This is a genomic window from Maridesulfovibrio bastinii DSM 16055, assembly GCF_000429985.1.
Lineage (GTDB): Bacteria > Desulfobacterota > Desulfovibrionia > Desulfovibrionales > Desulfovibrionaceae > Maridesulfovibrio > Maridesulfovibrio bastinii.
This window is the reverse complement of the sequence record NZ_KE387014.1, coordinates 371,325-380,945: the sequence shown is the minus strand read 5'-3', so window position 1 is coordinate 380,945 and position 9,621 is coordinate 371,325. Positions and strand designations below refer to the sequence as shown.

Below are 9,621 nucleotides of genomic sequence, written 5' to 3'. Positions count from 1 at the left end.
TACCAAAACCAAGAAACCAGCGATAAGCCATATTGACTTGTATTTCTTTGACAAGACGCCTCTCACTGCGAATTCCAAATATATACCCAATAAATAACATCTTAAAAAGAACAACTGGATCAATTGCTGGACGACCATTGTTCTCACAGTAAAGATGCTTGGTCTTCTCTTGAATAAATGAAAAGTCGATAAACTTATTTATTTTTCGAAGTAAATGGTTTTCAGGAACCAGCTCTTCAATTGTTACTAGCTCAACAGTGACTTGCTTTTGATCAGATTTTTTTAACATGCAAATAATATAAAAAAGTCCCCGCCAAAAGGCGAGGACTTTGTCATCAATCTGAAAACTCCTTCCTGTTTTTATAAGCACAGGAAGGAGTTTTTTTATTTAAAATGACTCAAGTCAAATTATTCGACCGTGTGGCTGAGTAGGGTTGAAGCAGATCGACACCATAACTCAACAGGTTGGATGATATGAAAATATTGAATTCATTAATTGCGGAAAAGCCACCGCACAAGCTGGTTTCAGAAGTTTTCTGGTCATGGCTGGGAGCTTTTCTCGGTATTTCAGCAGTCGCTTTAATTCATTATGATTTTCTTTTAAAAAGTGATCTGCCGATGATAATCGGATCGTTCGGAGCTTCTGCTGTATTGATTTATGGAGCTCCTCACAGTCCTCTGGCCCAGCCCAGAAATATGCTAGGGGGACATATTCTCTCTGCTATTGTCGGGGTTTCATGTTTTATGCTTGTCGGAAATATTGCATGGCTGGCCTGTGCTCTGGCGGTTTCAACGGCAATAGCCGTGATGCATGTAACGGGGACTTTGCATCCTCCGGGAGGAGCTACCGCTCTTATTGCTGTAATCGGGAGCAGCAGAATTCATGAGCTTGGATTTTTGTATGTACTCGTGCCGGTAGCAAGCGGAGCTTTAATCATGCTGGCCATCGCTCTGATCGTAAACTGGCTGCCGAAATCCAGAAATTATTCTATCCGTATTTTTAAAAACTAGCTGATTTTAAAAAGGATTGAGGTTCTTAATAAATAAGTTCAGGTATTTTAAAAACCGGCAGGAAAAACTTATGTGTTTTTACTGCCGGTTTTTGGTGTTGAAATTTCGATCCATAGTTTTTCTTTCTTCGCCTAAGGGCTTGCCAATGTGGGTGGCTCGCATATACAAGTGCGCCGACGGGTCATTACTGCGCCCTTTTTTTACCTAAATATTTTGAAGGATCTCTACAGATGAGATAATATCTGTAAAAATTTACAGGAAGTCTTAATGAATAAATTCTGGTTAACAACACTTGGCTGCAAGATAAATCAATACGAAAGCGAATCAATCCGTCAGAGCTGGATTAAAAAAGGAATGCAGCCTGCTGAAAAGGAAGAAGACGCGGATATTGTTGTTGTTAATTCATGTGCTGTTACCGCCGCGGCCCTGCGTGATCTTAGACAGACGGTCAGACATATAAACCGCTATAATCCAGAGGGAAAGATTATTGTAACCGGGTGCGCTGCTCAGGTTTTTGCTGCCGAACTTGCCGAACTTCCCGGAGTTGTGGAAGTAATACCGCAGGAAAGAAAGGCGGAGCTGCTTTGCGGACCTCTTGAAAGGGAAGGGGCCTGCTGCTCTGAAAATGTTTTTGCACCATTTAGTATTGATGATTATCAGCGGGCCAGAGCTGTTGTTAAAGTTCAGGATGGCTGTTCACACAGATGCACATACTGCATTGTTCCCATAACCAGAGGAAAGAGTATCAGCCGCCCCATTGAAGATATCCTGAAAGAAATAAAAAGACTGCTGGATGCCGGTTTCAGGGAAATGATCATCAGCGGTATTAATTTAAGCCACTATGGACGGGATATTGATGACCGTCCTGATTTCTGGGACCTGATGGAAGAGATTGAGCAGAATTTCGGGGCTGAATGGAAGGGACGGGCAAGGTTGCGTATCAGTTCCCTAGAACCCGGACAGCTTCATGAAAGGGCTCTTGAAATTTTCAAAAAGTCCAGCCTGATATGTCCTCAACTGCATCTTTCGTTGCAAAGTGGAGACGCGGAAGTTTTAAAGCGTATGGGCAGAGGACATTATAAACCAGAGGATGTGCTGGATTTTCTTGAGTCTTTAAAGACGATATGGCCTGTTTTCGGGCTGGGAGCAGATATTTTAACCGGTTTTCCCGGTGAAACTGAGCAGGAGTTTCAAAATACTCTTGAATTTTGTCATAAACTCCCTCTTTCTTATGCTCATGTTTTCCCGTATTCTCTAAGGCCGGGTACGGCGGCAGCTAAAATGCCGGGGCATCTTCCCGATAAAATAAAAAAGGCCAGAGCCGCGCAGCTGCGTGAAGTTGTAAAAAATAAGAAAAGTAAATTTATAAAAGAGCTGACTTCATTAAACAGCCTGCATGTTCTTGTGCAGGATGGAGAAGTCGGAGTATGTGAATATTATACAACCTGTAAAATAGTTGAGTGCACACAGAATCCTGAATCGAGATCATTGGTCAAAGTAAAACCTCTTGGTATTGAGGGTGATAAAATTCTTGCTGCATGTGTCTGATTTTTAAATATTAAATAGAATATATATAAATAACAAGGAGCTTTAATGCCTATTAGCATGACCGGTTTCGGCAGAGCTGAAACAACAGAAGACAAATGGAGCCATGTCTGGGAAATCCGCAGTGTAAATTCCCGTTTTCTTGATCTTAAATGGAGGCTGCCGGCCTCATTGCGCGGATTCGAACACAGCTGGGAAAAAATTGTCAGAAAATACGGTTCAAGAGGACGTGTGGAAATTTCTCTTAATCTTGAAGTTTTCAGTGCCGATCTTCTGGGCGTATGCCTCAACAGATTACAGGCTGAAGCCATGATCAAGCAGGTGAGAGATATGGCTGATGAGCAGGGAATCGTATTTGCTCCTGATTATAATAAGCTTTTTGAACTCTCTTATCTGTGGCGTGATACCTCTAATGAACCTGATCCCGCTCTTGCTGAAAGCGTTTCCAAAGGACTTGAAGCTGCATTGGCAAACTGGGTGGAATCACGCTCTGCAGAAGGTGAAATTCTGAAAGATGATCTCATCGCCAGATTTGAAATACTGAAAGGGTATGTCAAGGTTATTAATAAGAGAGTCCCTGAAATTCTTGAAGAAAAGCGTGCAGCACTTATCGAACGCATTAAAACGATGCTCGAAAATGCCAATGCTGATTTTTCTGAAGAGAGAATGCTTCAGGAAGTTGCCATTCTTACAGATAAGCTTGATGTATCTGAAGAATTGACACGTCTTGATGCCCATATCGGTCGTATTTTTGAAGTTCTCAACAGCGATGGTGATACCGGAAAACGTCTTGATTTTCTCCTTCAGGAAACTTTCAGGGAGATAAATACCTGCGGCAATAAATGTCAGGATGTTGAAGTAAGTAAAATGGTTGTAGAGTTTAAAGCCGAGCTTGAAAAATGCCGCGAGCAGGTTCAGAATATCGAGTAGGTCCATGCAGAAACAAAGTCTACTCAATATCGGGTTCGGTAATTTTGTAGTTTCAGACAGGGTTGTCGCTATCGTCAACCCTTCTTCCTCTCCCATGCGCAGACTGCGTGAGGATGCACGGCAGGACGGCCGTCTTGTTGATGCCACTCAGGGTAGAAAGACCAGATCAATAATTGTTACCGACTCCAATCATGTTGTTTTGTCCGCTATTCAGGCTGAAACCATAGGTCACCGTTATGCTGCTGAGGAGGAAGAGGATGAGTAACGATTGTCCGGTCCTTCAGAAAGGACAGGTTCTTGTTATGTGTGCCCCTTCCGGTACCGGTAAAAGCACATTGGTTAAAAAATTACGGGCTGAATTTCCTGAAATAGGTTTCTCCATTTCCTGCACCACAAGAAGCCCCCGCGAGGGTGAGGTGCATGGCAGGGATTATTATTTTCTGGAAAAAGACGAATTTACAGCTCGCAGGGACAAAGGAGAATTTGCTGAATGGGCTGAGGTTCACGGCAATTATTACGGAACACCTGCCGCCCCTGTGAAGGATATGCTTTTGCAGGGAACCGATGTCCTTTTTGATATAGATTTTCAGGGAGCCATGCAGCTGCGCGAAACTTTTCCCGATGGTCTTTATGTCTTTTTACTGCCGCCTTCTTATGCAGAACTTGAAAAGAGGCTTAAAGGTCGTGGGACAGATAGTGCTGAAGTAATTGAGAAACGTTTGAAAAATGCCAGAAAAGAAATGGATGCAGCTTCAAACTTTGATTACTGGGTTATCAATGACAATCTCGACAGGGCTTATACAGAGTTGAGAACAATATATCTGTCTGGAAAAAGTCGGAGATGCAACAGACCTGAATTATTAAATAATATTTTGAAAGAATGGGGGTAGAATGTCTGAACTCGTAGTTGCCCTTGATTTTAAGAACGGTGATGATGCCATTGCTCTGGCCCGTAAAATTTCCGGAACAGTTCCATGGGTCAAAGTTGGTCTTGAACTTTTTTGTGCGGAAGGTCCTTCGATTGTCAGCCGTTTTAAGGAAATGGGGTTTAAGGTTTTTGTGGACCTTAAATTTTTCGACATTCCCAATACTGTGAAAGGGGCTGTCAGGTCCGCCACTCGTGCCGGAGCTGATATGCTCAGTCTGCATGCCCTCGGTGGAGAGAGAATGGCAATTGCCGCCCGTGAAGGACGTTCTGAGGCCGCGGTTGAAGGCGATGGCCCTCTGCTTATGGCTATAACCATTCTGACAAGCATGAGTGAAGAAGATCTGCCTTTCCCCATTCCCAACGGACTTGGCGAAAGTGTTCTTGATCTTGCTCTTGCTTCTTCTCAGGCTGGTCTTGACGGTATTGTCTGTTCAGGTCTTGAGGTTGAGAGTGTAAAGAAACGGTGCGGGAATGATTTTTTATGCCTGACACCGGGTATCCGTCCTGCTCAGGCCTCGGATGATCAGCGCAGGGTTGTTACGCCTGCTCAGGCTGTTCGTAACGGTTCAAACTTTCTTGTTGTCGGCCGTCCGGTTACACAGGCTGATGACCCGAAAAAGGCCGCAGCGGATATTATCAGGGATATGCTGATTTAAATCAGGAAGAGCCTTATAATGAGCGGATCAAAAAGAGTAAATATTTCAGGCGTTTTTTCTTCACAGACTCAGGTCTCTGTGGGAACCGGTACAACGACCAGAAAAGCCATACAGAAAACATACTGGTTTGCTGAAGAAAATGAACGCGGTGAAATTTATATTCAGCCGCTTAACCGTAACTATGTCCCGGCTGGAACAAAACAGCATATGGGCAGAGATGAGTTTCTCGATAACTACACCCCGGAACCTGAATTTTATAACAGCACTGTTTATCCTAAGATGAAGGAGCTTAATACTTCTGTGCAACGCGGAGAAGCACACAGAACGAAAAGCGAAGCTTACAGTGCTGAATATGAATTTAATCATGCCCTGAATTTTGATGAACAGAATGTCAGGGCAAATTTCGGGTTGGGACTGACCTATCTTGAACGGGGCAACGTAACTAAAGCGGATGATATCTTCAAACGTCTGGTTAATATTGAAGCCACGTTTAAGCCTGAACATAAACATCTCTTTAATGATTTCGGAATCAGCCTGAGAAAAAACGGTATGATCGATCAGGCTTTGGAATACTATCACAAAGCTGAAGAACTTACTGAAAATGACGAAAACCTTTATATGAATATAGCTCGTGCTTATTTTGAAAAAGGTGATTTTAAACAGTGCTATTCGTACCTTAAGAAAAGTCTGGCTCTTAATCCTGAGATGGAGGAAGCAGGCCTTTTCTGGCTCTATCTGAAAGATAACGGGTATATATTATCTGACGCTGAAGATATTCCCGGTTTTAATCCCCCTGAAAGAAAGAAAAGAAAACACGCCATACCGGTAGAAGATTTTGAAATTGATTTTTAGTCATTACATGCGTGGAGTTTATTTTGCCGAGTAATTGGAAATTGAGAGATGATAAAGACCTTCCTGCTGAACTGCCGCTTATTGCGGCAGAGCTTAATATAAGTGAACTTATAGCCGGAGTTTTGTGGAAAAGAGGATTCACCTCTGCCAGAGAAATGGATCTTTTTCTCTCGCCCGGTTTGAGGCATCTGTGCCGTCCTGATGAAATTCCCGGTCTTAAAAATGCTGCACAAGTGCTTGCCGAAGGTATCTCACAAGGTAAAAAGCTTGCGATATGGGGTGATTATGATGTTGATGGTGTGACCTCCACTGCGGTTGTGAAAACTTTTATGCAGGCCAGAGGTATAGAAACGCTTCATCATCTTCCAAACCGTCTTGAAGAAGGATACGGGATGAATGTTGAAGGGCTCAGAGCCCTTCGTGATCAGGGCGTTGAACTGCTGCTGACTGTTGACTGCGGTATTACCAATAATGAGGAAGTTGCTGCGGCTTCTGAAATGGGAATGACCGTGGTTGTTTCTGACCATCATCTTCCGGGTGATGTCCTTCCTCCTGCCGCAGCTGTCTGCGACCCCCGTATAGAGACTGCGGATGGTAAGGAATGCTCATGTGCAAATCTTGCCGGGGTCGGGGTTGCCTTTATGCTTATGGTTGCCCTTAACAGAATGCTGCCCGGCGAACCTCTGGATATGCGTGAATTTCTTGATCTTGTTGCTCTGGGTACAATTGCTGACGTTGTTGAACTTCAGGGGCAGAATAGAATTCTGGTTAAAAACGGTCTGCTGAAACTCAAAGAAGCCAGACGTCCCGGTATAGCCGCACTTAAGGTTGTCAGCGGGTATGACATGTTTGCGGCAATCGGAGCAGGGCAGGTTGGTTTTGGGCTGGCTCCACGGATAAATGCTTCTGGCAGGCTGGGTGATCCTGAAAAAGCTTTAGAACTTCTTCTTGCCGAGGATATGGAAACTGCAAGACCTATTGCCGCTGCTCTTGATCAGCTTAATACCGACCGGCGTAAAGAAGAGGATGAAATTCTTGAACAGGCCATGACGCAGGCTGAAAAACAGGTCAAAGCTCCTTTAAACAGGGCTGGACTCGTGCTTTATTCTCCAGAGTGGCATCCGGGAATCATCGGTATTGTCGCTTCCAGAGTTGTTGAAAAATTTTACCGGCCGGTAATAATTCTGTGTGAAGAAGACGGAATTATTAAAGGTTCAGCCCGGTCCATCAGCGAATTTCATCTGCATGAAGCTTTAACCGGAATGTCGGACCTTCTGCTCAGTTTCGGCGGGCATAAGCTTGCAGCGGGTCTTTCACTCAACCCTGCCAATCTAAAAGAGCTTGGCGACAGGTTTCACAGAGCCGTTGTTGAAAAGATTGGTGATAAACCGCTCACACCTACAATCAAAGTTGACCGTGAACTCGCCTTGCAGGATGTTGATTATGTCCTTTTAAAAGAGATAGAGCTTTTGCAACCGTTTGGGATGGGAAATCCTGAACCTGTGTTCACCACTCCTGTGGTTACAATTATGGAGCGCAGGGTTTTTGGCGGAAATCATGTGAAGCTGACCATCGGGGATATCAAGAGCACCCGCAGAATGCCCGCAAAGGCATGGCGCATGGCTGACGAACTTGGCTCGGACTTGATAGGCCGGAAAATGCGGTTCGCTTTTTCTCCTAAAATAGATAATTACCGGGGTGTTCCAAGTATAGAACTGACAATCAAGGACCACTCATTCAAGTCCTGATTTCATATTATTTTTCAAATTCTGATACTGTCTTACTGTTGTAGCAGATGAGTTTGCGTAGCAATAAACGCAAAGATGAGGGCAGGTGTCATAACGGCCGAAAGCTTTGCTTATGATGCATCTGCATTCACCGCGTTGCCCGCGGTCTCGCGGAATCTCAGGCTTGGCTGAACCAAAAAGCGAGAGTTGCGGTGCGGTATGGCGTTTAAAAAATTCTGAAAGATTTTTATTTTCCGGTTTCAATAATCTTTGCAGCAGTTCATCATCAACACATTTGTTTTTAGAGATTCCATAGGTGCTGAAATCTTCTTTTTCTCCACAGGTTGCAGCAGTTATGCACCATTTTGCAGTCATCTCTCCTATGGCTTCTGCGATTTCGTGCATTTCATCAGGTAACGGCTCTCTTATAAATATTCCGAGCTTTTCAAGTGTGGTTCTCACTTTTCTATAATCAGCGATATCCACAAAACTGAACACCAGTTTTTCCGTATATGCGGCGATACGCTTTCCTATTCCGGCAATACGGTCTGCTATAATTTTAGGCGTTAGTCCCTGCCCGAGTATTATCGGGTCATATCTCCAGACCATACGATTTTTCCCGACATGTTCTGATAATCTGACGAACGTTGCTATCCGTTTTTCAAGAGGCGAAACATTAGGTTCGAAAAATTCTTTGACGTAATCATTTAAGGTAAACTGAAAATAGTAGGTGAAATTATAGGAGTCCAGTTCTTCAAGATGCGGGAAAAGGGGATCCGGATTTTTGGACCAGAAGACAATCGCACCAAGGTTTTCATAGCTTATATAAGTCTTCTCACTATTGAAGGGATTAATCCATTCACTCCACCCCCTGCGAAGGTCATTCATAAAGTCCTGAGCGTAAAAAGCGGGAATATCTGTAGACCTGCTGACAGATATGATCTCAGGGGCTACTGCGTTTATTTTTTGCCCGTCTATGTGAAGTGTGTGCTTTTTCCAGACCATTTGATTGGTTTGTGGTGATACTTTAGAAATTCAGTTCTGTTTGATGTAAAATGTTAAAAGTCTATAAAAGTCTAGTATGCAGAATGGCTAGTGTGTGTCTGCTGAGTTTATCAACTGGCCGCGCCTTTAAAGCATGAAAGCTTATTTATTGCAGCCCTGAGACATCAAGCAAGCATAAGCAGTTTGTTCAAATAAGTATCAGCAGAGGTGTCCTATCTCCTGCCAGTTTAATCCCAGAATTTCTGCTGCTCTGCGGTCAAGTTCCTTTGGATTAAATCCTGCCAGAATAAGTTCCGGGGAAGGATTACACCTTGCCCCTCCAAGGTGGTAATCTGCCAGACCGACACTGGCGTCCATGATTGAAAGCCATGGCGATATATACATATTAAGTTCTTTTACCGACTGCTGCATCTGCTTGTGGAAGGCAGCCTTTTTCCATCCGCCAAGCGAGTAATGTTCAGGCGGCGCAAATCCCATCATATTTTTCATGGTCCCGGTTATTCCTGCCATTGAATGTCCCTTGAGATTGGGCATGGAAATAATTTTGTGGGTGAAGGCTATTTCCGGCAGATACATTTCCGGAAAAACTTTAGTCCCGGGAAGTGATTTTTTACAGAGCGGGGCATAGTTCAGGTCCAGCAGTTCTATTCCGTAATCTTCAGCCAGCTCCATATAACCCAGCTTTTTGAATATTTCCGGTGTCTCAAGTTTGGAATCGCCGGAACCTTCGGCAATGATTATTTCAGCTTTGTTGTTGGCTTTTAGCACATACTCTATCACCGCACGGCAGAAGTCCGGTGATGTTGTTACCGGATGCGGGGAGCTGTTCACCAGATTCGGTTTTATAAGAAATTTTTTTTCAGTGGAAAGTGCCTCAGCAGCAGAAATTAAATCCAGAGCTGTTGTTACTGATTGTTGATAATTTGAAAATTTAGCTTCGCCAAGAGTCTGCATGCTAACCCTCATT

At 43.8% G+C, this 9,621-nt stretch carries 11 protein-coding genes; 8 read left to right on the top strand and 3 right to left on the bottom strand.

What is annotated here, in order from left to right:
- Positions 1-289: transposase (locus G496_RS0116145; protein ID WP_027180182.1), on the bottom strand; the 289-nt coding region annotated here is incomplete at its 3' end.
- Between the two features lie 185 nt (positions 290-474).
- On the opposite strand from G496_RS0116145, the gene G496_RS0116140 reads away from it, so the two are divergent.
- The 8 genes from G496_RS0116140 (at position 475) to recJ (ending at position 7,670) form a co-directional block, all read left to right on the top strand.
- Positions 475-1,011: an HPP family protein gene (locus tag G496_RS0116140; RefSeq protein ID WP_034633562.1), complete on the top strand. Its 537-nt coding sequence runs from the start codon at positions 475-477 to the stop codon at positions 1,009-1,011.
- Between the two features lie 267 nt (positions 1,012-1,278).
- Positions 1,279-2,559 carry a tRNA (N(6)-L-threonylcarbamoyladenosine(37)-C(2))-methylthiotransferase MtaB gene (mtaB, locus tag G496_RS0116135; RefSeq protein ID WP_027180180.1) on the top strand — a complete coding sequence of 427 codons (1,281 nt, stop codon included), beginning with the start codon at positions 1,279-1,281 and terminating at the stop codon, positions 2,557-2,559.
- Positions 2,560-2,604: 45 nt separating this feature from the next.
- Complete coding sequence (locus G496_RS0116130) at positions 2,605-3,486, top strand: YicC/YloC family endoribonuclease (protein ID WP_027180179.1); 882 nt, start codon at positions 2,605-2,607, stop codon at positions 3,484-3,486.
- A gap of 4 nt (positions 3,487-3,490) precedes the next feature.
- The gene (locus G496_RS0116125) at positions 3,491-3,751 is read left to right on the top strand and encodes a DUF370 domain-containing protein (protein WP_027180178.1); all 261 of its coding nucleotides are present in this window, start codon (positions 3,491-3,493) and stop codon (positions 3,749-3,751) included.
- Complete coding sequence (gmk, locus tag G496_RS0116120) at positions 3,744-4,376, top strand: guanylate kinase (protein ID WP_027180177.1); 633 nt, start codon at positions 3,744-3,746, stop codon at positions 4,374-4,376. Before G496_RS0116125 ends, gmk begins: the two co-directional genes overlap by 8 nt.
- A gap of 1 nt (position 4,377) precedes the next feature.
- On the top strand, positions 4,378-5,070 hold the full coding sequence (gene pyrF, locus G496_RS0116115; protein ID WP_027180176.1) for an orotidine-5'-phosphate decarboxylase: 693 nt from the start codon (positions 4,378-4,380) through the stop codon (positions 5,068-5,070).
- An 18-nt stretch (positions 5,071-5,088) separates the two neighbouring features.
- Positions 5,089-5,922 carry a tetratricopeptide repeat protein gene (locus tag G496_RS0116110; protein ID WP_027180175.1) on the top strand — a complete coding sequence of 278 codons (834 nt, stop codon included), beginning with the start codon at positions 5,089-5,091 and terminating at the stop codon, positions 5,920-5,922.
- A gap of 23 nt (positions 5,923-5,945) precedes the next feature.
- Entirely contained in the window at positions 5,946-7,670 is a 1,725-nt protein-coding gene (gene recJ / locus G496_RS0116105; RefSeq protein WP_027180174.1) for a single-stranded-DNA-specific exonuclease RecJ, read from the top strand.
- Here recJ and G496_RS0116100 read toward each other — a convergent pair.
- Both G496_RS0116100 and G496_RS0116095 read right to left on the bottom strand, forming a co-directional pair.
- Entirely contained in the window at positions 7,656-8,654 is a 999-nt protein-coding gene (locus G496_RS0116100) for a DUF1848 domain-containing protein (RefSeq protein WP_027180173.1), read from the bottom strand. The two genes, recJ and G496_RS0116100, sit on opposite strands and share 15 nt — an antisense overlap.
- Before the next feature lie 198 nt (positions 8,655-8,852).
- A complete protein-coding gene (locus tag G496_RS0116095; protein WP_027180172.1) occupies positions 8,853-9,608 on the bottom strand; it encodes a DUF362 domain-containing protein in 756 nt (251 codons plus the stop codon).
- Positions 9,609-9,621 lie beyond the last annotated feature (13 nt).

Bases quoted from the DNA above. Each gene is read 5' to 3' on its own strand.
- G496_RS0116140 (WP_034633562.1), top strand. From the start codon at position 475: ATGAAAATATTGAATTCATTAATTGCGGAAAAGCCACCGCACAAGCTG.
- mtaB (WP_027180180.1), top strand. From the start codon at position 1,279: ATGAATAAATTCTGGTTAACAACACTTGGCTGCAAGATAAATCAATAC.
- G496_RS0116130 (WP_027180179.1), top strand. From the start codon at position 2,605: ATGCCTATTAGCATGACCGGTTTCGGCAGAGCTGAAACAACAGAAGAC.
- G496_RS0116125 (WP_027180178.1), top strand. From the start codon at position 3,491: ATGCAGAAACAAAGTCTACTCAATATCGGGTTCGGTAATTTTGTAGTT.
- gmk (WP_027180177.1), top strand. From the start codon at position 3,744: ATGAGTAACGATTGTCCGGTCCTTCAGAAAGGACAGGTTCTTGTTATG.
- pyrF (WP_027180176.1), top strand. From the start codon at position 4,378: ATGTCTGAACTCGTAGTTGCCCTTGATTTTAAGAACGGTGATGATGCC.
- G496_RS0116110 (WP_027180175.1), top strand. From the start codon at position 5,089: ATGAGCGGATCAAAAAGAGTAAATATTTCAGGCGTTTTTTCTTCACAG.
- G496_RS0116100 (WP_027180173.1), bottom strand. From the start codon at position 8,654: ATGGTCTGGAAAAAGCACACACTTCACATAGACGGGCAAAAAATAAAC.
- G496_RS0116095 (WP_027180172.1), bottom strand. From the start codon at position 9,608: ATGCAGACTCTTGGCGAAGCTAAATTTTCAAATTATCAACAATCAGTA.